Source organism: Mesorhizobium sp. WSM4312, from assembly GCF_002294875.1.
Taxonomy (GTDB): domain Bacteria; phylum Pseudomonadota; class Alphaproteobacteria; order Rhizobiales; family Rhizobiaceae; genus Mesorhizobium.
This window is the reverse complement of record NZ_NSFU01000001.1, coordinates 268,538-288,409: the sequence shown is the minus strand read 5'-3', so window position 1 is coordinate 288,409 and position 19,872 is coordinate 268,538. Positions and strand designations below refer to the sequence as shown.

The 19,872-nt window shown below is 63.5% G+C and carries 22 protein-coding genes and 1 pseudogene; 17 read left to right on the top strand and 6 right to left on the bottom strand.

The window, feature by feature from the left end; all coding sequences use genetic code 11:
- Positions 1-73 precede the first annotated feature (73 nt).
- Positions 74-367, top strand: a complete 294-nt coding sequence (locus CK228_RS01330) for a hypothetical protein (RefSeq protein WP_095786616.1) — start codon at positions 74-76, stop codon at positions 365-367.
- Here CK228_RS01330 and CK228_RS01325 read toward each other — a convergent pair.
- Positions 364-765, bottom strand: a complete 402-nt coding sequence (locus CK228_RS01325; RefSeq protein ID WP_095771039.1) for a GFA family protein — start codon at positions 763-765, stop codon at positions 364-366. The two genes, CK228_RS01330 and CK228_RS01325, sit on opposite strands and share 4 nt — an antisense overlap.
- 168 nt (positions 766-933) lie before the next feature.
- Between CK228_RS01325 and CK228_RS01320 the strand changes: the two genes are divergently transcribed.
- The 3 genes from CK228_RS01320 (at position 934) to CK228_RS01310 (ending at position 5,646) form a co-directional block, all read left to right on the top strand.
- Complete coding sequence (locus CK228_RS01320; RefSeq protein ID WP_095786615.1) at positions 934-1,698, top strand: TlyA family RNA methyltransferase; 765 nt, start codon at positions 934-936, stop codon at positions 1,696-1,698.
- The gene (locus CK228_RS01315; RefSeq protein ID WP_095786614.1) at positions 1,695-2,933 is read left to right on the top strand and encodes a class I SAM-dependent RNA methyltransferase; all 1,239 of its coding nucleotides are present in this window, start codon (positions 1,695-1,697) and stop codon (positions 2,931-2,933) included. Before CK228_RS01320 ends, CK228_RS01315 begins: the two co-directional genes overlap by 4 nt.
- Positions 2,934-3,075: 142 nt before the next feature.
- Complete coding sequence (locus CK228_RS01310; RefSeq protein ID WP_095786613.1) at positions 3,076-5,646, top strand: caspase domain-containing protein; 2,571 nt, start codon at positions 3,076-3,078, stop codon at positions 5,644-5,646.
- 256 nt (positions 5,647-5,902) lie between these two features.
- Here the strand turns inward: CK228_RS01310 and CK228_RS01305 are convergent, their stop codons facing one another.
- The 5 genes from CK228_RS01305 to CK228_RS01285 form a co-directional block, all read right to left on the bottom strand.
- A complete protein-coding gene (locus CK228_RS01305; protein WP_348629229.1) occupies positions 5,903-6,661 on the bottom strand; it encodes a transglutaminase-like cysteine peptidase in 759 nt (252 codons plus the stop codon).
- A gap of 78 nt (positions 6,662-6,739) precedes the next feature.
- Positions 6,740-7,129, bottom strand: a complete 390-nt coding sequence (locus CK228_RS01300; RefSeq protein WP_095786612.1) for a type II toxin-antitoxin system VapC family toxin — start codon at positions 7,127-7,129, stop codon at positions 6,740-6,742.
- Complete coding sequence (locus CK228_RS01295; RefSeq protein WP_095786611.1) at positions 7,116-7,391, bottom strand: AbrB/MazE/SpoVT family DNA-binding domain-containing protein; 276 nt, start codon at positions 7,389-7,391, stop codon at positions 7,116-7,118. Before CK228_RS01295 ends, CK228_RS01300 begins: the two co-directional genes overlap by 14 nt.
- A 74-nt stretch (positions 7,392-7,465) precedes the next feature.
- Complete coding sequence (tldD, locus tag CK228_RS01290) at positions 7,466-8,878, bottom strand: metalloprotease TldD (protein ID WP_095786610.1); 1,413 nt, start codon at positions 8,876-8,878, stop codon at positions 7,466-7,468.
- Between the two features lie 159 nt (positions 8,879-9,037).
- Positions 9,038-9,598, bottom strand: coding sequence for an invasion associated locus B family protein (locus CK228_RS01285; protein WP_095786609.1), 561 nt, complete (start codon positions 9,596-9,598; stop codon positions 9,038-9,040).
- Positions 9,599-9,974: 376 nt separating this feature from the next.
- On the opposite strand from CK228_RS01285, the gene coxB reads away from it, so the two are divergent.
- The 13 genes and pseudogenes from coxB to CK228_RS01220 all read left to right on the top strand — a co-directional run bounded on the left by coxB (position 9,975) and on the right by CK228_RS01220 (position 19,872).
- A complete protein-coding gene (gene coxB / locus CK228_RS01280; protein ID WP_095786887.1) occupies positions 9,975-10,859 on the top strand; it encodes a cytochrome c oxidase subunit II in 885 nt (294 codons plus the stop codon).
- 38 nt (positions 10,860-10,897) lie between these two features.
- Entirely contained in the window at positions 10,898-12,550 is a 1,653-nt protein-coding gene (ctaD, locus tag CK228_RS01275; RefSeq protein WP_095786608.1) for a cytochrome c oxidase subunit I, read from the top strand.
- 74 nt (positions 12,551-12,624) lie between these two features.
- Positions 12,625-13,569 (top strand): heme o synthase, encoded by a 945-nt coding sequence (locus CK228_RS01270; RefSeq protein ID WP_095786607.1) that lies wholly within the window; start codon positions 12,625-12,627, stop codon positions 13,567-13,569.
- Positions 13,566-13,730: a hypothetical protein gene (locus tag CK228_RS01265; RefSeq protein WP_179295765.1), complete on the top strand. Its 165-nt coding sequence runs from the start codon at positions 13,566-13,568 to the stop codon at positions 13,728-13,730. The genes CK228_RS01270 and CK228_RS01265 overlap by 4 nt, the downstream gene beginning before the upstream one ends.
- Complete coding sequence (locus CK228_RS01260) at positions 13,730-14,362, top strand: cytochrome c oxidase assembly protein (RefSeq protein WP_095771028.1); 633 nt, start codon at positions 13,730-13,732, stop codon at positions 14,360-14,362. Before CK228_RS01265 ends, CK228_RS01260 begins: the two co-directional genes overlap by 1 nt.
- A 1-nt stretch (position 14,363) precedes the next feature.
- Positions 14,364-15,245, top strand: coding sequence for a cytochrome c oxidase subunit 3 (locus CK228_RS01255; RefSeq protein ID WP_095771027.1), 882 nt, complete (start codon positions 14,364-14,366; stop codon positions 15,243-15,245).
- Between the two features lie 78 nt (positions 15,246-15,323).
- Positions 15,324-15,461 (top strand): annotated as a pseudogene (locus tag CK228_RS01250) (L,D-transpeptidase family protein); the annotation flags it as partial.
- 2 nt (positions 15,462-15,463) lie between these two features.
- On the top strand, positions 15,464-15,850 hold the full coding sequence (locus CK228_RS01245) for a DUF983 domain-containing protein (RefSeq protein WP_095786606.1): 387 nt from the start codon (positions 15,464-15,466) through the stop codon (positions 15,848-15,850).
- Positions 15,847-16,602 carry an SURF1 family protein gene (locus CK228_RS01240; protein ID WP_179295764.1) on the top strand — a complete coding sequence of 252 codons (756 nt, stop codon included), beginning with the start codon at positions 15,847-15,849 and terminating at the stop codon, positions 16,600-16,602. The genes CK228_RS01245 and CK228_RS01240 overlap by 4 nt, the downstream gene beginning before the upstream one ends.
- 122 nt (positions 16,603-16,724) lie before the next feature.
- Positions 16,725-17,735, top strand: a complete 1,011-nt coding sequence (gene ispH, locus CK228_RS01235) for a 4-hydroxy-3-methylbut-2-enyl diphosphate reductase (protein WP_095786605.1) — start codon at positions 16,725-16,727, stop codon at positions 17,733-17,735.
- 5 nt (positions 17,736-17,740) lie between these two features.
- Positions 17,741-18,703 (top strand): homoserine kinase, encoded by a 963-nt coding sequence (locus CK228_RS01230; protein WP_095786604.1) that lies wholly within the window; start codon positions 17,741-17,743, stop codon positions 18,701-18,703.
- Positions 18,704-18,713: 10 nt separating this feature from the next.
- Positions 18,714-19,247: a ribonuclease HI gene (gene rnhA, locus CK228_RS01225; RefSeq protein WP_095786884.1), complete on the top strand. Its 534-nt coding sequence runs from the start codon at positions 18,714-18,716 to the stop codon at positions 19,245-19,247.
- Between the two features lie 40 nt (positions 19,248-19,287).
- Positions 19,288-19,872, top strand: coding sequence for a histidine phosphatase family protein (locus CK228_RS01220; protein WP_095786603.1), 585 nt, complete (start codon positions 19,288-19,290; stop codon positions 19,870-19,872).

Here is a 19,872-nt window from a genome sequence, read left to right as displayed (position 1 = left end):
GCTTACCGTGTCCCTTGGCCGTTTTTCAACGGCGCCCTGCTAGATCGGTGATCAGGCAGGGAGACAAACAACAATGAGAACGCTTCTGTGCGGCGTGGCGCTTTCAGCGGTCATCGTCGCGCCGGCCGTCGCCGAAACGCGCTATGATCGCAGCCTTGAAAAGGCGGCGATGGGCATCATCGCCGGCAAGATGGGCGATATCCGCGGCGGCTTTTCCTACAAGCAGGTGCCGCAACTGGTCGTCCTGCCGGATCCTGTTCCGCCGCCCGCCACTGCCACCGAGCATCCTGCCGTGCAAGCCTCAGGGGATCGCGACGACGGTTTGTCCCCGGCCATCGAGCGCCAGGTTCCGCGCACCATCTTCTAGAACCACATATCGCGCACGCAACGGCCGTCGCGGGGCAGGTCGTCATATGTGTCGAGGCCATCGAAATGGTCGATCGGCAGATCGGCGACCGCCTCGGGTGGCGCCAGCCTTACATTGACGGCGATGCGCGTTTGGCCAGACGCCTCTGCGCGCAAACCACGCCAGGCGAGCACGCAGGCGCAGGTCGGGCAGAACAGGATTTCGAGCGACGGGCTGTCCTTTCCGGCGCGCGTGTAGCTGCCCATCGGTCCCGCAACGCGGATGCGTTCGTCGACATAGTCATAAGCCCAGAGCACGCCATAGCGACGGCAAAGCGTGCAGCTGCAGGCGGTGATCGGCCCGGGATCGCCCTCCAGGGTCCAGTGGGCTGCACCACAGTGGCAGGTTCCTGTTAGCATCCGTGCACTCGCATTCGGATAAACGGCGCCCCTCCTCAACATTGTGCCGGGTTGATGCGATACCCGCAAGCGGTGCGGCGGCTTGGTGCGTTCGCTCGCTTTTCGACGATGTTCCTGATCCCGCCCCAATGTCCTTGCCTTCGCTGCCGGCTTTCGCCATGAAGGCCGATGAACTCGCCTCCCCCAGCCAGCACCCGCCAGCGGCTCGACGACTTGCTCGTCCAGCGCGGGCTGTTTGCCAGCCGCTCGCGTGCCCGCGACGCGGTCGAGCGTGGCACGGTGATGGTTGACGGCGTCCTTGCCCGCAAACCCGGCCAGAACGTTTCGCCGCAATGCCTTGTTGCCATCGATGATCCGGCGCAAGGCTATGTCTCGCGCGCGGCGCTGAAGCTCCTCGGCGGGCTCGATCACTTCAGCCTCGATCCGGCCGGCCGCGAGGCCCTCGACATCGGCGCCTCGACCGGCGGCTTCACCCAGGTGCTGCTGGAGCGTGGTGCCTCCCATGTCACCGCCATCGATGTCGGGCACGGCCAGATGCATCCCGATGTCGGCAAGGACCCGCGCGTGACGGTCATCGAGGGACTGAATGCCCGTGACCTCACCGCCGCGGATCTTGCCGGCCGCATTCCGGATTTCATCGTCTCCGACGTAAGCTTCATCTCGCTGAGATTGGCGCTGCCGCCGGCGCTCGCCGTCGCGAAGCCTGGTGCTGCCGCGGTCTTTCTGGTCAAGCCGCAATTCGAAGCGGGTCGCGAGGCGATCGGCAAGGGCGGCCTGTTGAAAGACCCCTTCGATGCCGCCCGTGTCGCCGGCCTGTTGCAGGATTGGCTGGACGCCGTTCCGGGCTGGCGTTCGCTCGGCCTGCATCTGTCGCCGATCGAAGGCGGCGACGGCAATCGCGAATTCCTGCTTGGTGGGATCAAGGATCGATGAGCGCGCGCTTCACCATAAAAAAGCTTGGCGCCCAGGGTGACGGCATTGCCGAAATCGAAAGCGGCGACCTGTTCATCCCCTTTACGCTGCCCGGCGAGACCGTCACCGCCGCGCGCGAACGGGATCGTGCCGCGCTGATGGCGGTGCTCGAGGCCTCGCCGCTGCGCATCGAACCCGCCTGCCGCCATTTCACCGAATGCGGCGGCTGCGCCCTCCAGCATTTCGAGGCCGAAGCCTATCGCCAGTGGAAACGCGACAAGGTGGTGTACGCCCTGAAGGGCATCGATTGCGGCATCGACGAACTGGTCGCCTGCGCGCCGCACACGCGCCGCCGTGTCGTGCTCGCCGCCCGGCGCGCCGAGACGGGCATGCTGCTCGGCTTCAACCGTCACCTCTCGCCGGAAATCATTGCCATATCGGAATGCCCGATCTCGCTGCCCGAGATCGTCGCAGCACTCGACCGGTTGAGGGCGCTCGCCGACTTGATATGCGCGACCACCAAATCGTTCCGGATGGCGGTCACCGTGACGGGTTCGGGCCTCGACGTCGCTGTGCATGAGTCCGGCAAGCTTGGCGAGCACCAGCGCCGCACCGCTTCCAACTTTGTCCTGGCGCAAGGCTTTGCCAGGCTGTCCATCGATGACGAGATCATCATCGAACCGAGGAAGCCCGTGGTCATGTTCGGCAGCATCGCTGTCGCCGTGCCGCCCGGCGCCTTCCTGCAGGCGACCGAGGCCGCCGAACGCACCATGGCCGAGATCGTCGGCTCACATCTGAAGCGCGCCAAGAAGGTCGCCGATCTTTTCGCCGGTTGCGGCAGCTTTGCCTTGCGGTTGGCCGCGAAGTCGGAAGTTCATGCGGTGGAGGGCGATGCGGCGGCCCTTTCGGCGCTCGACCGGGGGGCACGATTCGCGACCGGCCTGAAGCGGGTGACGGCCGAGCGCCGCGACCTGTTCCGCCGGCCCCTGACATTCAAGGAGTTGAACGCCTTCGACGGCCTTGTCTTCGATCCGCCGCGTGCCGGCGCCGAGGACCAGTCGAAGCAGATCGCCCGCTCGGATGTTCCCTACGTTGCCGCGGTGTCCTGCAATCCCGTGACGCTGGGTCGCGACCTGCGCATCCTCATCGACGGCGGCTACACCCTGAAAAGCGTGACGCCGATCGACCAGTTCCTGTGGTCGCCCCATGTCGAGGCTGTCGCCCTGCTGGAAAAGCCCAGGAGAAGGCGCGGCTGACGCCGACCCGTGATCACGTTTCGTTGAGACCAGCCACCTCAGCCCCGCCCGGCCCAAAGCGGACGGATTGACGCCGCAAAGCTGCCTTCTTGTACCAGCCTAGTCTGGCTGGGGCGGAAGCATAGGCACTCTCACCTGACGGATGATCGTAATGCGGACGGTCTCGAAACTTCTCGCTTTCTTCCTTGCCCTCTCCATTTTCGCGTTCGGGTCGACAGCAGCGGCGCTGGCGCAAAGCCAAAAGCGCCTTGCCTTCGTCATCGGCAACGCCGCCTATCCGGCGGGCGCGCTGACGACGCCGGCCAACGATGCCGGCCTGATTGCCCAGACTTTGCAAGCGGCGGGGTTCGACGTGGTCGGCGCGCGCGACGTCGACCAGGAATCGCTGCGCGGCGCCTATCGCGATTTCCTCGCCAAGGTGACGGCAGCCGGTCCCGACGCGGTGGTGTTTGTCTATCTGGCTGGCCAGGGCCTGCAGTTCGAGGGCGAGAACTACTTCGCGCCCGTCGATGCCCAGATCGCCAATGCCGCTGATGTGCCGATGGCCGCGGTGCGGATCTCCGACCTCACCAAGCCGCTTGCAGCGCTGCCGACCAAAGTCAACATCGTCGTGCTCGACGCGGCGCGGCCAAACTCCTTCGCCAAGTCGAACCAGCCGCTGGCCGGCGGCCTTGCACTGGTCGATCCCGAGCCGAACATGCTGATCGCCTTCAACGCCGCCCCGGGCACGATCGCGCCGGAAGGCGAAGGGCCTTACGGCGCCTATGCGCAGGCGCTTGCCGAGATGATCAGGGATGGCGGCCTGCAGCTTGGTGATGTCTTCGACCGCACGCGGCTGCGCGTCAACGAGGTGACGCAGGGTGCGGAATTGCCCTGGAACGCCTCCAAGATCACGGAGCCTTTCGTCTTCTTCGACCGCGGGCCGGATGCCCCGCCGCAGCAGATGTCGTTAGCCGAGGTGGGCGCCATGCGGACCAAGGAAATCCGCGACTTCGATGCGCATGATGCCTATATCGCGGCTCTCGATCGCGACACGATGCGCGGCTACGAGGATTTTCTGGTCGCCTATCCCCACGATCCGATGGCCAGGCGGGTGCGCGCGATCCTGGCGGCGCGGCGCGAGGCGATCACCTGGAGCCAGACCTGGCTGAGGGACACGCCCGAAGCCTATTGGTCCTATCTCGATCGCTATCCGCACGGTCCGCACGCCTGGGACGCAAGGCGCAGGCTTGAGCATTTCGATGCCGCGCTCGAACCGCCGCAGGGTTTTGCCGTCTACGCCTACGACGTGCCGCCGCCACCGCCCGATGAGATCGTCTATGTCGACCGGCCCGTGCTCTACTTCGACGACCCGGAATTCGATTTCGCGCCACCGCCACCCGTGGCGGTCATCTTCCTGCCGCCGCGGCCGCGCGACTTCATTGAACTGGCACCACCGCCGCCGCCGGTCGGAATCTTCCTTCTGCCGACGCCTGTTTTCGTGCCGGTGCCCGCCTGGGTGAACCCGCCGCGTGACATCTCCCCGCCGCCGAACGACGTCATCTTCAACAACATCCACAACACCACCATCATCAACAACACGACGATCAACGAGAACAACAACCAGGGTGGTGGCCTCACCACCGGCCAGAAACTGACTGCTGGCGCCGTGGGCCTGGGTGCGGCGGCGCTGGCAACGAAGGTGGCGTTGCCGGCTTTCCTGCAGAAAAAGGAAACCGTGCTGTCCAAGCAGAACCCGGGCGGCCTCCCGCTGAAGCCGCGGCAGGGTGGCCAGCAGCCGGGCGGTGTCACGCCGCTGTCGAAGACATTGCCCGCCAACAAGCTGACGGGTCATGCCTTGCCCGGCGCCAACGGCAAGACGCTGCCGCTCGTCAATGGCAAGCCGGTGCTGAATGGACAGAACCTGCCCAACAAGCCGAATCTGCCTAAGCAGAACCCGGGCGGCATCCCGCTGAAGCCGGGGCAGGGCGGCCAGCAGCCGGGCGGTGTCACGCCGCTGTCGAAGACATTGCCTGCCAAGAAGCTGACGGGTCATGCTTTGCCCGGCGCCGACGGCAAGATGCTGCCACTCGTCAATGGCAAGCCGGTGCTCAATGGACAGAACCTGCCCAACAACCCGAACCTGCCCAAGAACAAGTCCGGCAAGCTCCTGAACAAGCAGGCCACGGCCGGTGGAAGCGCCGTGACCGGCAACCCGGTGGCGAATGGGCAAAACGGCGCCAACGGCCAGGGCAACGGCCAAGGCCAGAACGGTACCGGCAAGAATGCCAAGTTGCGCAAGATTCCGGGCGCCAACGGCACGTCTGCGGCGAATGGGATGAACAGCCCATCGGCGTTCAATGGCCAGAATTCAGGCCAGAACCCACCCAACGGCAAGTTCAAGAAGCTTCACAATCAAGGCGGCGGCCAGCTGAACGGCCAGGCCAATGGGCAAGGCAATGGTGGGGCCCAGGTCAATGGCAATGGGCCGAAATTCCACAGTTTGCCTGCCAACGGAAACAGTGGTGGCAGTGTCCAGCAGAAATTCAAGGTCAACAACGGCAACACGCAGCTGAAGGTGCAGGCTCAGCCTAAGGCGCAGAGACCGGAGTTCCACGCCCAGCCTAAGCAGCAAATGCAGCAGCAGCGGCCGGCACAGCCAAGGCCGCCCCAGCCGCCGGCCGGCAAGCAGCCGTCTTGCGGGCACCCCAATGAGCCCGCTTGCAAGAAATAGCACATGTCGGCCAGAGGTGGTTCGGCTTGGGTCGGGACATGCATGAGACAAAGGCTTGAAACGCGTCGCTGGTCGCGGCGTCTGCCATCACGCCGGAGAAGACCGCGATCTCCAAGCAATGTTCCGCTCGCGCACGCCAAGAAGCTGGACGGCAAGGCGCGCGAGCCCGGACGGTCGCGGAATCCACCATCCCGAGCGCTGAAAACGCGTCGACAGTCTGTGGCGCTTGGACCGCTGCGGTGAAAGGTTGCTCAGTCTACGAGCTTGGCAACGTTCGTGAGGTCTGCGGCGTGCCGCCTCGCCGGTTGATCGACACCCAGATATTCGGGTTCTGCTGCGACTGGCGTTTCACGAAGTAGTAGCCGGTCGCGTTCCAGGGCCTGATTTCGTCGACCAGATTGTCGAGGACCAGATCGCCCTTGTCGGTTTTCACCGTCAGGATGGTGTGGCCTTCATTGTCGAGGTCGTGCACCACGGTCATCAGCAGCGCCTGCCGGGGAAATCCCGCCTCCATGAGAAGCTTGCGCTTGTAGAGCGCGTAGATCTTGCAGTCGCCCTTGCCGTCCACCGGATAGTCCCAGTGGTCCATCATCGTGCCCCAGTGATCGAAATTGCTGACCGGTTTGATGGAACTGTTCGCCTTCTGATTTATCCGCTTGAGGATGCGCAGGGTCTGCGCGGTCAGCTTGACGTTCGTGGCCGGCAGTGCGGGCACCTTGCACTCTTTTGGTCGGCGATGGCAGAAATCGACCCACCCGTAGGGGACGCTGGTGGGGCCGCCAACCGCGGCGGAGAGTGAGGCGCCCGAGGATGATTGCGTCTTCCCGAACAATGTCGACTGCTTGGGCACGGTGGATTGCGCTGACGCCGAACCGACATTCAGCGACGTTGCGCCAAACAGCGAAACACAGCCAAGCAGGAAGGAGGAAGTCAGGACGCCGAGGGAACGCAGCACTGGCAACACCACCGCACGAGAGGTCCGATCAAAAGTAATGTGGCGATCGTGCTCGATCAATTAAACATTTAAGAAGGCGTTAACATGTTCGTGTTCGCGGCGCGCAACGCGGCGTGGCGCACTTCGCCACGCATCGCGCTATGCTTCTTGCACGTCCCCGAGCCCCGCTGCCTGCGCGGCCCTGATCACTTTGCGGTCGAAGGTCGCAAATCCCGTGCAATGCGCGGACTTGCGGAGGTGCAGCGCATCTGCGAAATCCACACCGGTCTCGACCAGATCGAGCGCGGAAGAGACAATTGCCGCGTCTTCGATTTCAACCGTGGGAAGACCGCCGAACGCCCGCAAAGCTCTGACGATAGCGGCCTGATCATAGCCGTAAGCGCTTCGCAGCACCCATTCGGCTTCCAGCATGACCGTCACGGCGACAAATACGGGTCGGTCATCGATCACGCGCCGGGCGCGCGGGGATTGCTCGGGATGGTCGTTCGTCAGGTACCGAACGACGACATTGGTATCAATCGCGAGCATGCCGCCGCCGTGCTTCGGCGAGAACGCCCGCATCCATGTCTTCAAGCGTCTTCGGCCTGCCGTTATGGGGCAGCAAACCAAAGACGTCTTGAGGCCGGGTAGCGGCGAAGGCAGGTGCCGACTTCAAGAGAATGCCTTCAGGCGAGTCTTCGACCACCAGCCGAGTGCCGGCGCCCCACTCCTTGCGTTTGCGGATGGCGCTCGGCAGGATCACTTGCCCCTTGGTTGAGACGGTGGTGGTGAGCTTTTCGGAGCCGGCCATTGTCGCTTGCCTCAATGTAAGACAAACGTAAGATAGTCGGAGGTGATGCTGATTTCAAGGCTATAAGGTCCCCATCAAACCCTGGTGCCGCCCACCGTCATCTGGTTCATCCTCAGATGCGGCTGGCCGACGCCGACCGGCACGCCCTGTCCGGCCTTGCCGCACATGCCGATGCCATTGTCGAGCTTCATGTCGTTGCCGACCATCGAGACGCGGTGCATGGCGTCCGGCCCATTGCCGATCAGCATCGCGCCCTTGATCGGCTGCGTCACCTTGCCGTTCTCGATCATGTAGGCCTCGGTGCAGCCGAACACGAATTTGCCCGACGTGATGTCGACCTGGCCGCCGCCGAAGGAGACGGCGTAGATGCCGTTCTTGACCGAGGCGATGATCTCGTCCGGCTCCATGTCGCCCGACGTCATGTAGGTGTTGGTCATGCGCGGCATCGGCTGGTGCGCATAGCCTTCGCGCCGGCCGTTGCCGGTGGCCTTCATGCCCATCAGCCGGGCGTTCTGCCGGTCCTGCATGTAGCCGACCAGTTTGCCGTCCTCGATCAGCACATTGCGGGCCGTAGGCGTGCCCTCATCGTCGACGGTGAGCGAGCCGCGCCGCTCCGGGATGGTGCCGTCGTCGACGACGGTGACGCCCTTGGCAGCGACCTGCTGGCCCAGCAGCCCGGCGAAGGCCGACGTCTTCTTGCGGTTGAAATCGCCTTCCAGCCCGTGCCCGACGGCCTCGTGCAGCATGACGCCCGGCCAGCCGCTGGACAGCACGATGTCGAAGGTGCCGGCCGGGGCGGGGATGGCCTCGAGATTGACCAGCGCCTGCCTCAGCGCTTCCTTGGCGGCATGCCTCCAACTGTCCTCGATCAGGAAGTCGCCGAATGCCTTGCGTCCGCCCATGCCGTAGGAGCCGCTTTCCTGGCGGTCGCCATCGCCGACCACGACCGTGACGTTGATACGGACCAGCGGCCTGACATCGCGCACCACCTGGCCGTCGGCGCGCACGATCTCGACATGCTGCCAGGACGCGGCGAGCGAGGCCGTCACCTGGCGCACGCGTGGGTCCTCGGCGCGCAGCCAGGCGTCGATTTCCTGCAGCAGCTTTGCCTTGGCCTCGAAGGAGGGCGAGGGGATCGGGTTCTCGTCGCCGTAGAGATGGCGGTTGGTGCGGGCGGGCGCGGCGGCAAGCGTACCGGAGTAACCACCCTTGACCGTCGAGACGGCAGCGGCCGCGCGCAGCAGCGAGGCTTCGGAGAGGTCGCTCGAATGTGCGTAGCCGCTGGCTTCACCCGCGACCGCACGCAGGCCAAAACCCTGGTCGGTGTTGAAATTGGCGGTCTTCAGCCGGCCATTGTCGAACATCAGCGCCTCGCTCTCGCTGTATTCGAGAAACAGTTCGCCGTCATCGGCGCCGTTGATGGTATCGGCGACGATCCGCTTGATGCGATCGTCGGAAATATCGAATTGGCCGATCAGGCTGTTCATGGCGCGTCCGTCCGTGGGAAGATTGCTTTCCCCCGATGTAGGCGCGAAGCCGCGCCCGCACAATCGGCAATGAGGATCAGCGTCGACGAATGGCAACGGCCGGCCCATGCGGCATTCACGAAAGCTGAGTCAGAACCGGGTTCCGCGCAAAGCACGCGATCAGGGGAGGGCGGCGAAGCCGTCGGCAAAACCCTTGAGGTCGACGGGGATGCCGATGCCTTCTTCAGGCGTCTGGAAGACGATGAACGTCGCCGACGTACCGGTCTTCAACGTGTCGAGCAGCGGCTTTTCGAGGATGACCTCGGCATAGCAGCCGTCCTGGAAGCAGCGCACGAAATAGGCGCGGCCGATGTCCTTGCCGTCGACATTGAGGCCGAGCCCGTTCGGCAAAAGCACGCCGAGCGGCGCCAGCACGCGCAGGATCTCGGCCTTGTTGTCGGCGGTGCGCAGCACGACCACCGACAGCCCCATCTCCGGACGGTCCTCGGCGACGACATTCTGCATCATCACGCATTGTTCGGAGGTGGCGCCGGCAGGCGTGTCGCAGATGATCGACCATGCGCCATGCGTCGAGCGCACCGTGCCGCTCGGCTGGGCGGCATTGGCCTGACCGGCGACGAACAGGCTGGCCGCGGACAGGGCGGCAAGAAACATGGCCTTGACCAAGATGCTCGAAAGCCCCGGTCTCGTATGCCCCAGTCTCGAAAGCCAAGAGTTCATGACGGCTCCATTGCGAATCACGGCACTTTAAGCCGCGCCAATGCCAAGTAAAGGACGAGACCGCTGCCGAACTGTCCCGAAACAGGCAATCCAGCGCTTTTCCCTGCCAAATTCGCCTGAATTACGACGCATCGCGCACCTTGCCAACATGAGCCGGGCAACCGGCCGAACATACGCGATTCGCCGCCATCGCCGCTGCCCCGGAAGAGCCGTCTCGGCTTGCGCGCAAAAATGCCGCACAGTTTCCCCCGCTCCTTTCTTGCGGAGGGAAAAAGAGTATGGTTTGAACCAGCTTGAGACTGTCGGGATTCCCGTCCCGGCATTGTTCGTTATTCTCGTTGGCGCCGCCGCGAGGGACTGGGAGACGAAGAGGGCGATGAGAAATTTCCTAGCAGACGCCAAGTTTCTAGCCAGTGCTGGGGCTGCCACCGCGCTTTTCGCCGGTACGTCCGCCCATGCCGATCAGCCCGTGGCGTGGGAGACGACCTTCCAGGCGCCGGCGACCGACATGATGCGGCAGATCGAATGGTTCGGAAATTATACGATGTGGTTCATCGTCCCGATCACCATTCTGGTGCTGCTTCTCCTCGCCTACTGCATCGTCAGGTTCCGCGCGAGCGCAAACCCGGTTCCCTCCAAGACCAGCCACAACACGCTGATCGAGGTGATCTGGACCGTCGGCCCGGTCGTGGTCCTGCTCTGCCTCGCCATTCCCTCGTTCCAGCTCCTGACCGCGCAGTACACTCCGCCGGAAGAAGCCAAGCTCACCGTCAAGGCGACCGGCAACCAGTGGAACTGGGATTACGAATACCAGACCGACAACACGCTCTCCTTCAATTCGGCCATCCTCCAGGATGGCGATCGCGCCAAGGCCGGCAAGGAGGATCGCAAGGTCTATCCGCGCCTGCTCGCCGTCGACAATGAGCTGGTGGTGCCGGTCAACACGATGACGCGCGTTCTCGTCACCGCGACTGACGTGATCCACTCCTTCGCCATGCCGTCCTTCGGCATCAAGATCGACGCCATTCCGGGGCGCACCAACGAGACCTGGTTCAAGGCGGAGAAGGAAGGTCTTTATTACGGCCAGTGCTCGCAGCTTTGCGGCAAGGACCACGCCTTCATGCCGATCGCCATCCGCGTCGTCTCCGACGCGCAGTTCAAGACCTGGCTGGCTGCGGCCAAGACCGATCTGCCCGGCGCCAACAAGACGCTGATGGCCGAGGTCGATGGCCAGAACAAGGTAGCGGCCGCCGGCAATTGATGCCGCGGGTTAGCAAGATTTAGGGAACGGAGCGGAACATGGCAGACGCTGCAGCTCACGACAGCCACGACCACAAGCCTTATCATGGCTGGGTGCGCTGGGTCTATTCGACCAACCACAAGGACATCGGCACGCTCTACCTGATCTTCGCGATCATGGCCGGCATCATCGGCGGCGCGCTATCGGTCGCCATCCGCATGGAGCTGCAGGAGCCTGGCATCCAGATCTTCAGCGGTCTGGCGCAGATGGTCTACGGCATGAACGGCGACGCCGCGGTCGACGGCGGCAAGAGCATGTACAATGCCTTTGCCACCGCGCATGCGCTGATCATGATCTTCTTCATGGTCATGCCGGCGCTGATCGGCGGCTTCGCCAACTGGATGGTGCCGATCATGATCGGCGCGCCCGACATGGCGTTCCCGCGCATGAACAACATCTCCTTCTGGCTGCTGCCACCGGCCTTCATCCTGCTGCTCACCTCGATGTTCGTGCCGAGCGCGCCGGGCGCCTTCGGCGTCGGCGGCGGCTGGACGCTCTATCCGCCGTTGTCGACCTCGGGTCAGCCCGGACCGGCCATGGATCTGGCGATCCTGTCGATCCACATCGCCGGTGCCTCGTCGATCCTCGGCGCCATCAACTTCATCACAACCATCTTCAACATGCGCGCTCCGGGCATGACGCTGCACAAGATGCCGCTGTTCGCCTGGTCGGTACTGGTCACCGCCTTCCTGCTGCTGTTGTCCCTGCCGGTCCTGGCCGGCGGCATCACCATGCTGCTCACCGACCGCAATTTCGGCACCACCTTCTTTGCGCCCGATGGCGGCGGCGATCCGCTGCTGTTCCAGCACCTGTTCTGGTTCTTCGGTCACCCGGAAGTGTACATCCTGATCCTGCCGGGCTTCGGCATCATCAGCCACATCGTCTCGACTTTCTCGAAGAAGCCGGTGTTCGGTTATCTCGGCATGGCCTACGCCATGGTCGCGATCGGCGCCGTCGGCTTCATCGTCTGGGCGCACCACATGTATACGACCGGCCTGTCGCTGGACACGCAGCGCTATTTCGTCTTCGCCACCATGGTCATCGCGGTGCCGACGGGCGTTAAGATCTTCTCGTGGATCGCCACGATGTGGGGCGGGTCGATCTCGTTCAAGACGCCGATGCTGTGGGCGCTGGGCTTCATCTTCCTGTTCACCATCGGTGGCGTCACCGGCGTTCAGCTGGCCAATGCCGGCCTCGACCGCTCGCTGCACGACACCTATTTCGTCATCGCCCACTTCCACTACGTGCTGTCGCTGGGCGCGGTGTTCGCCATCTTCGCCGGCTGGTACTACTGGTTCCCCAAGATGACCGGCTACATGTATTCGCCCGTCATCGCCAACACCCACTTCTGGGTCACCTTCGTCGGCGTCAACCTGATCTTCTTCCCGCAGCATTTCCTTGGCCTGGCCGGCATGCCGCGCCGCACCATCGACTATCCGGACGCGTTTGCCGGCTGGAACTATGTCTCGTCGATCGGCTCCTACATCTCGGCCGTCGGTGTGGTGATCTTCCTCTACTGCGTGTTCGAAGCCTTCCAGAAGAAGCGGATCGCCGGTGCCAACCCATGGGGCGAGGGCGCCACCACGCTCGAATGGCAGCTGCCTTCGCCGCCGCCGTTCCACCAGTGGGAGCAGTTGCCGAAGATCAAGTAAGGCGGCTCCCGCCCGAATACGAAACCGCCGGCACGCCGGCGGTTTCGGCCAACGGAATGATGGACTGAGTACGCATGGCCCTAGTCGACGAAACCAGCATTGACGAAGCGGGCTTCCGCATGTCGGAAGCGACGGCGGGCGATTTCTTCGCCCTGCTGAAGCCGCGCGTCATGTCGCTGGTGGTGTTCACCGCCTTTGTCGGGCTGGTCGCCGCCCCGGTGACCATCAACCCGCTGCTGGCGGTGATCGCCATCCTGTCCATCGCCATTGGGGCCGGCGCCTCGGGCGCGCTCAACATGTGGTACGACGCCGACATCGACGCGGTGATGACCAGGACCGCAAGCCGTCCAGTGCCGTCCGGCCGCATCCAGCCGCACGAGGCGCTCAGCTTCGGCCTAGTGCTGTCGGTGCTGTCGGTGATGACGCTCGGCGTGCTGGTCAACTGGCTGTCGGCGACGCTGCTGGCCTTCACCATCTTCTTCTATGCCGTCGTCTACACGATGTGGCTGAAGCGCTGGACCCCGCAGAACATCGTCATCGGCGGCGCGGCCGGCGCCATTCCGCCGGTCATCGGCTGGGCGGCGGTGACCGGATCGGTCAGCCTGGAGAGCATCGTCCTGTTCCTGATCATCTTCCTTTGGACGCCGCCGCATTTCTGGGCGCTCGCGCTGTTCAAGTCCGGGGATTATGAGCGTGCCGGCGTCCCGATGATGCCCAATGTCGCCGGCCACGCTTCGACCCGCCGTCAGATCTTCGCCTATGCGCTGGTGCTGGCCCCGGTCGGCGTGGCGCCGTGGCTGCTCGGCTATACGACGCCTTTCTATGGCATAGCCGCCATCCTGCTTGGTATTGGCTTCGTCTGGTACGCCTGGAAAGTGCTCGGCATGACCGATGACGACCGCATCATGAAGCCGGCCAAGGCGCTGTTTGCCTATTCGCTCCTTTATCTCTTCGCCATCTTCGCTGCCTATCTGGCCGACAGCGTTGTCGAACGCGCACTTGCCATGGGTGGGGCATGATCATGGTCGGGGAAAAGCTCGAGACGGTCACCTTGACCGAGCGTCAGAGGAAGGCCCAGCGCAGCCGGTCCATCGCCATAGGCGTGGCGCTGGCGGTGCTGGTCGTCATTTTCTACATCGCCACGATCGTCAAGTTCGGCCACAATCTGGGCACGATGTGATGAGCGTCGAGACGTCCAAAAAGCCGGCCGGCAAGAACAGCAACCGCATCGTCGCGGCTGTCTGCCTTGCCTTCTTCACCGGCATGATCGGCATGGCCTATGCCGCCGTGCCGCTCTACAAGATGTTCTGCCAGGCGACCGGCTATGGCGGCACGACGCAACGTGTCGAGAAGCAATATGCCGGCCGTGTGCTCGATCGTGAGATCACCGTGCGCTTCGATGCCAACATTGCCGGCGTGCCGTGGGAATTCCAGCCGGTCCAGCGCTCGATGACGATGAAGATCGGCGAGACCGTGCAGGCGCATTATCAGGCGACCAACAAGTTCGATCGCGCCGTAACCGGCCGCGCCACCTTCAACGTGCAGCCGGAACTGGCGGGCCCGTATTTCAACAAGGTCGAGTGTTTCTGCTTCACCGATACGTCGCTGAAGCCGGGCGAGACGCTGGACATGCCGGTCCTGTTCTACGTGGACCCCGATATCGTGAATGTGCCGGAACTGAAGGACGTGAAGACGATCACCCTGTCCTATACGATGTTCCCGGTCGAGAAGAACAAGCCGGTTGCCTCTTCGGAGCCGGTCCAAGGCACCAGCAAGACAATTTCAGATACCGAAGCAAATCTCGGGGGTTGATATGGCAGACGCGCACGCAAAACCACAGCATGACTATCATCTCGTCAACCCGAGCCCATGGCCTTTCCTGGGCTCGATCGGGGCGCTCGTCATGGCCTTCGGCGGTGTCTGCCTCATGGAGTATTTGAAGGGCGGCTCCTTCCCGATCTTCGGCCACAACATCGCCAATCCGTGGCTGTTCTTCATCGGCCTGGTGATCGTGCTCTACACCATGTTCGCCTGGTGGTCGGACACGATCAAGGAAGCGCATGAGGGTCATCACACGCGCGTCGTGTCGCTGCATCTGCGCTACGGCATGATCATGTTCATCGCCTCGGAGGTGATGTTCTTCGTTGCCTGGTTCTGGGCCTATTTCGATGCCAGCCTTTTTGCAGGCGAGGTGCAGAACTATGCGCGCCACACATTTACCGGTGGTGTCTGGCCGCCGAAGGGCATGGAGGTTCTCGATCCCTTCCACCTGCCGCTCTACAACACCATCATCCTGCTCCTGTCGGGAACCACGGTCACCTGGGCGCACCATTCGCTGATCCATGGCGATCGCAAGGGCCTTGTCAACGGCTTGGTGCTGACCGTCGGCCTCGGCATGCTGTTCACCATGGTGCAGGCCTATGAGTACATACACGCTCCGTTCGGCTTCAAGGATTCCATCTACGGCGCTACCTTCTTCATGGCGACCGGCTTCCACGGCTTCCATGTCATCATCGGCACCATCTTCCTGCTGGTTTGCCTGATCCGCGCGATGAAGGGCGATTTCACCCCCAAGCAGCATTTCGGCTTCGAGGCGGCTGCCTGGTACTGGCACTTCGTCGACGTGGTCTGGCTGTTCCTGTTCTCGGCGATCTATGTCTGGGGATCGGCTGGTGCGGTGATCGAAGGCCACTGATCCGGCCTTTGCGATTTGGATTTCAGGGAGGGCGGCCGCGGCGACGTGGCCGCCTTCTTCTTTTCGGCGCAATGATTGCCGAATGGTTTAGGCTGGTGGGGCTGGCTGCTTCAATTGGTCGACTGGACTGATGGCTGCATTGCCGTTACGGACTCCGACATGGACGAAATCTGGGCATTGGTGGCCGATGGGACACCGATAGAGATCGAGCGGTAGCGATGAGTGAAGACAAGGCGATCTGGCCTCCGATCGAACCGATTTCGGCCGGCCTGCACGGCCGCTGCCCGCGCTGCGGCGAAGGGCGGCTGTTTTCCGGTTTTCTCACCGTCGGCAAGCGCTGCGTCAATTGCGGCCTCGATTATTCCTTCGCCGATGCGGGCGATGGACCGGCGGTCTTCGTCATCCTGATCATCGGCTTCATCATCGTCGGCCTGGCGCTCTGGGTCGAGGTGACGCTGAGCCCGCCGCTGTGGCTGCATCTGCTGGTCTGGATCCCGCTGGCCCTGGTGCTGTGCCTGACGGCGCTGCGGCTGATCAAGGGTGTGCTGCTGACCCTGCAATACCGCAACAAGGCGGCCGAAGGCCGGCTGGACCGCGGCGAATGAGCGAAGCAACCGTCAAAGGTGGCGGCCGTTCGCGGTCGCGATCGGCATTGCTGCTCGGCCTTGGTCTGGTGCTGCTTTTGATCCTGCTGGCGCTCGGCACATGGCAGGTCAAGCGCCTGCACTGGAAGGAAGGTCTCCTGCAGACCATCGACCAGCGCACGCATTCGGCGCCGCTGCCGCTGGCCGAAGTCGAGAAGGAATTCGCCTCGACCGGCGACGTCGACTACACGCCGGTCACGGTCTCCGGCACGTTCCTGCATTCGGGCGAACGGCATTTCTACGCGACCTGGGAAGGTGACGCCGGCTTCAACGTCTACACGCCGCTTGCCCTCGACGATGGCCGCTTCGTGCTGATCAATCGTGGTTTCATACCCTATGATCTGAAAGACCCGGCCAAGCGCGCCAAGGGGCAGATCCCAGGCAAGGTGACCATCACCGGGCTTGCCCGCAATCCGCTGCCCGCAAAGCCCTCGATGATGCTTCCCGACAATGACGTGGCGAAGAACATCTTCTACTGGAAGGACCGCGACGCCATGGCGGCGAGCGCCGGCCTGCCGGCCGGGTTCACGCTGGTGCCGATCTTCATCGATGCCGACAAGACGTCGAATCCCGGCGGCCTGCCGATCGGCGGCGTCACCATCATCGACCTGCCGAACAGCCATCTGCAATATGCCGTCACCTGGTATGGGCTTGCCGCGGCACTCGCCGCAGTGCTCATCCTGCGGCTTCGCCGTCCCGCGAAAGAAGAATGACCGCGCGCGATGCCCCCTTTCTACCGACGCCGCCTTTCTACCGACGCCGCCTTTCTACCGACGCCCTTGACAGGGCAGGGCTAGGCACCTCATTTCGGCGATGACGAACCGGCCAGGATTTAATGCATAAGACAACCAACAAGCCTCCGCTGACGATCCGGCTCTGCCAGCCGCGCGGTTTCTGCGCCGGCGTTGACCGTGCCATCCAGATCGTTGTGCTGGCGCTGAAGAAATACGGCGCACCGGTCTATGTCCGCCACGAGATCGTGCACAACCGTTACGTTGTCGAAGGGCTGCAGAGCCTTGGCGCCGTCTTCATCGAAGAACTCTCCGAGATCCCGGCCGAACACCGGCAGTCGCCGGTCGTCTTCTCGGCGCATGGTGTGCCGAAATCGGTGCCGGCGGACGCGCAGGCGCGCAACCTGTTCTATCTCGACGCTACCTGCCCGCTGGTCTCCAAGGTCCACAAACAGGCGATGCGCCATCAGCGGCTTGGCCGCCATGTGCTGTTGATCGGTCACGCCGGGCACCCCGAGGTGATCGGCACGATGGGGCAATTGCCGGACGGCGCTGTCACGCTGGTCGAGACCGAGGCCGATGCCGCCAGGCTCGTGCCCGCTGATCCGAAGGCGCTTGGCTTCGTCACCCAGACCACGCTGTCGGTCGAGGACACCGCCGGCATCATCCGTGCGTTGCGGGAGCGCTTTCCCGATCTGCAGGCGCCGGCGGCGGAATCGATCTGCTACGCCACCACCAACCGCCAGGAGGCGGTCAAGGACACCGCCCCGGGCGCTGATCTCTATCTGATCGTCGGCGCTCCCAATTCCTCCAATTCGCGGCGCCTTGTCGAAGTGGCCGAGCGTGCCGGCGCCACAATGTCGCTTCTCGTGCAGCGCGCCGCCGAAATTCCGTGGAATGACATCGGCACCATTTCAACGCTTGGCCTGTCGGCCGGGGCATCGGCGCCGGAGATCATCGTCGACGAGATCGTCGACGCGTTCCGCCAGCGTTTCGATGTCACCATCGACCTGGCCATCACGGCCACCGAAACAGAGGATTTTCCGGTCATGCGGGTATTGCGCGATGTCGAACTGACGCCGGCCGACATGGCCTTCGTCAATGGGGCCGCGTAAGGCAGATGGCGGTCTATACCGACGTTGCGGAGGGCGAACTCGGCGCTTTCCTGAAGCACTATCCGGTCGGCGATCTGCTGTCCTACAAGGGCATCGCCGAAGGCACTGAAAACTCCAACTTCCTGCTGCACACCTCCAGCGGCTCCTACATACTGACGCTCTATGAGAAGCGGGTCGACAAGGCGGATCTGCCGTTTTTCCTCGGGCTTATGGGCCATCTCGCCCACAAGGGCGTGTCCTGCCCGCTGCCGGTGACCGCGCATGACGGCAGCGTCATCGGCACGCTGGCTGGCCGGCCGGCGGTCATCATCACCTTTCTCGAAGGCCTCTCACTGCGGCGGCCGACGGCGACGCACTGCGCCGAGGTCGGCAAGGCGCTGGCCGCCTTGCACCTGGCCGGTGCCGATTTTCCGATGACCCGCCCGAATGCGCTCGCCATCGACGGTTGGCGCAAGCTGTGGAACGCGGCCCGCGACCGGGCCGACGAGGTCGAGCCAGGCCTGGCGGCCGAGGTCGACGCCGACTTCGCCGACTTCGCGCGCAACTGGCCCAAAGGCCTTCCGGCAGGCATCATCCATGCCGATCTTTTTCCGGACAACGTCTTCTTCCTGGGCGAAAAACTGTCCGGCCTGATCGACTTCTATTTCGCCTGTGACGACCTCTATGCCTACGACGTCGCCACCTGCCTCAACGCCTGGTGTTTCGAGAAGGATTTCTCCTTCAACCTCACCAAGGGCAAGGCACTGCTCGCCGGCTATCAGAGCGTGCGCCCGCTGAGCGAAGAGGAAAAGGCGGCACTGCCCATGCTGGCTCGCGGTTCGGCGCTGCGTTTCATGCTGACCCGGCTCTACGACTGGCTGACCGTTCCCGATGGCGGCCTGGTCATGAAACGCGACCCGACCGAATATATCAGGCGGATGCGGTTCCATCGGGCGATCAGATCTGCTTCGGAATATGGATTGGCCTGATATGGGTGTCATGAGCAAACAGGTTGAAATCTTCACCGACGGCGCCTGTTCGGGCAATCCCGGCCCTGGTGGCTGGGGTGCCATCCTGCGCTTCAACGGCACCACCAAGGAGCTTTCCGGTGGCGAGGCCGAAACGACTAACAACCGCATGGAGTTGTTGGCGGCCATATCGGCGCTGAATGCGCTGAAGGAACCCTGCACGGTCGAGCTTCACACCGACAGCAAATATGTCATGGACGGCATTTCCAAATGGATCCATGGCTGGAAGAAGAACGGCTGGAAGACCGCCGACAAGAAGCCGGTCAAGAACGGCGAGCTGTGGCAGGCGCTGGATGAAGCCAACCGACGCCACAAGGTCACCTGGAACTGGGTGAAGGGCCATGCCGGCCACACCGAGAACGAGCGCGCCGACGAGCTCGCGCGGGAAGGCATGGCGCCGTTCAAGAAGGGCTCCTTCAAGCCGGCGGTATCAGCGCCGAAGCCGGATGCCCAGCCGAAGCAGCCGATGGCCGCGAGGGCGCGTCGGTCGACCCAGAGCTATTGAGTTCCGGCAGCCGGTCCACTTTCAGGCAGGAACCTCGATCGTGCCGATCCTCTACTATGTCACGCATCCCCAGGTTCAGATTGATGCCGCCATTCCCGTGCCGGAATGGGGGCTGTCCGACGTCGGGCGGGCGAGAGCCGTTGCCATGCTCGATCAGCCATGGGTCGGTGCAGCCCGGCGCATCGTGTCGTCGGGCGAACGCAAGGCAATAGAAACGGCCGAAATCCTGGCAAGCCATCGCCGCCTTGCGGTCGAGGTCAGGGAGCGGACGCATGAGAATGACCGGTCCGCGACCGGCTTCCTGCCGCCGCCGGAGTTCGAAGCGGTCGCCGACCAGTTCTTCGCCCACCCGCGCGAAAGCATTCGCGGGTGGGAGCGGGCCATCGATGCTCAGAACCGTATCGTGAGCGAGGTCGCGGTCGTGCTCGACGGCAATGACGCCGATGACATTGCGTTTGTGGGCCATGGAGGCGTTGGAACGCTCCTGCTGCTGTCTCTTAGCGGGCGGGAGATCAGCCGCGAGGCGGACCAACCGGCCGGCGGCGGCAACTATTTTGCCTACGATATCGGCGCCCGCCGCGTCATCCATGGATGGCGGCCGATCGACAGGCTGGAACAGCCCTAG

What these genes read in the sequence shown, in the direction of transcription:
- CK228_RS01330 (WP_095786616.1), top strand. Translation starts at nt 74, where the DNA reads ATGAGAACGCTTCTGTGCGGCGTGGCGCTTTCAGCGGTCATCGTCGCG.
- CK228_RS01325 (WP_095771039.1), bottom strand. Translation starts at nt 765, where the DNA reads ATGCTAACAGGAACCTGCCACTGTGGTGCAGCCCACTGGACCCTGGAG.
- CK228_RS01320 (WP_095786615.1), top strand. Translation starts at nt 934, where the DNA reads ATGAACTCGCCTCCCCCAGCCAGCACCCGCCAGCGGCTCGACGACTTG.
- CK228_RS01315 (WP_095786614.1), top strand. Translation starts at nt 1,695, where the DNA reads ATGAGCGCGCGCTTCACCATAAAAAAGCTTGGCGCCCAGGGTGACGGC.
- CK228_RS01310 (WP_095786613.1), top strand. Translation starts at nt 3,076, where the DNA reads ATGATCGTAATGCGGACGGTCTCGAAACTTCTCGCTTTCTTCCTTGCC.
- CK228_RS01300 (WP_095786612.1), bottom strand. Translation starts at nt 7,129, where the DNA reads ATGCTCGCGATTGATACCAATGTCGTCGTTCGGTACCTGACGAACGAC.
- CK228_RS01295 (WP_095786611.1), bottom strand. Translation starts at nt 7,391, where the DNA reads ATGGCCGGCTCCGAAAAGCTCACCACCACCGTCTCAACCAAGGGGCAA.
- tldD (WP_095786610.1), bottom strand. Translation starts at nt 8,878, where the DNA reads ATGAACAGCCTGATCGGCCAATTCGATATTTCCGACGATCGCATCAAG.
- CK228_RS01285 (WP_095786609.1), bottom strand. Translation starts at nt 9,598, where the DNA reads ATGAACTCTTGGCTTTCGAGACTGGGGCATACGAGACCGGGGCTTTCG.
- coxB (WP_095786887.1), top strand. Translation starts at nt 9,975, where the DNA reads ATGAGAAATTTCCTAGCAGACGCCAAGTTTCTAGCCAGTGCTGGGGCT.
- ctaD (WP_095786608.1), top strand. Translation starts at nt 10,898, where the DNA reads ATGGCAGACGCTGCAGCTCACGACAGCCACGACCACAAGCCTTATCAT.
- CK228_RS01270 (WP_095786607.1), top strand. Translation starts at nt 12,625, where the DNA reads ATGGCCCTAGTCGACGAAACCAGCATTGACGAAGCGGGCTTCCGCATG.
- CK228_RS01265 (WP_179295765.1), top strand. Translation starts at nt 13,566, where the DNA reads ATGATCATGGTCGGGGAAAAGCTCGAGACGGTCACCTTGACCGAGCGT.
- CK228_RS01260 (WP_095771028.1), top strand. Translation starts at nt 13,730, where the DNA reads ATGAGCGTCGAGACGTCCAAAAAGCCGGCCGGCAAGAACAGCAACCGC.
- CK228_RS01255 (WP_095771027.1), top strand. Translation starts at nt 14,364, where the DNA reads ATGGCAGACGCGCACGCAAAACCACAGCATGACTATCATCTCGTCAAC.
- CK228_RS01245 (WP_095786606.1), top strand. Translation starts at nt 15,464, where the DNA reads ATGAGTGAAGACAAGGCGATCTGGCCTCCGATCGAACCGATTTCGGCC.
- CK228_RS01240 (WP_179295764.1), top strand. Translation starts at nt 15,847, where the DNA reads ATGAGCGAAGCAACCGTCAAAGGTGGCGGCCGTTCGCGGTCGCGATCG.
- ispH (WP_095786605.1), top strand. Translation starts at nt 16,725, where the DNA reads ATGCATAAGACAACCAACAAGCCTCCGCTGACGATCCGGCTCTGCCAG.
- CK228_RS01230 (WP_095786604.1), top strand. Translation starts at nt 17,741, where the DNA reads ATGGCGGTCTATACCGACGTTGCGGAGGGCGAACTCGGCGCTTTCCTG.
- rnhA (WP_095786884.1), top strand. Translation starts at nt 18,714, where the DNA reads ATGAGCAAACAGGTTGAAATCTTCACCGACGGCGCCTGTTCGGGCAAT.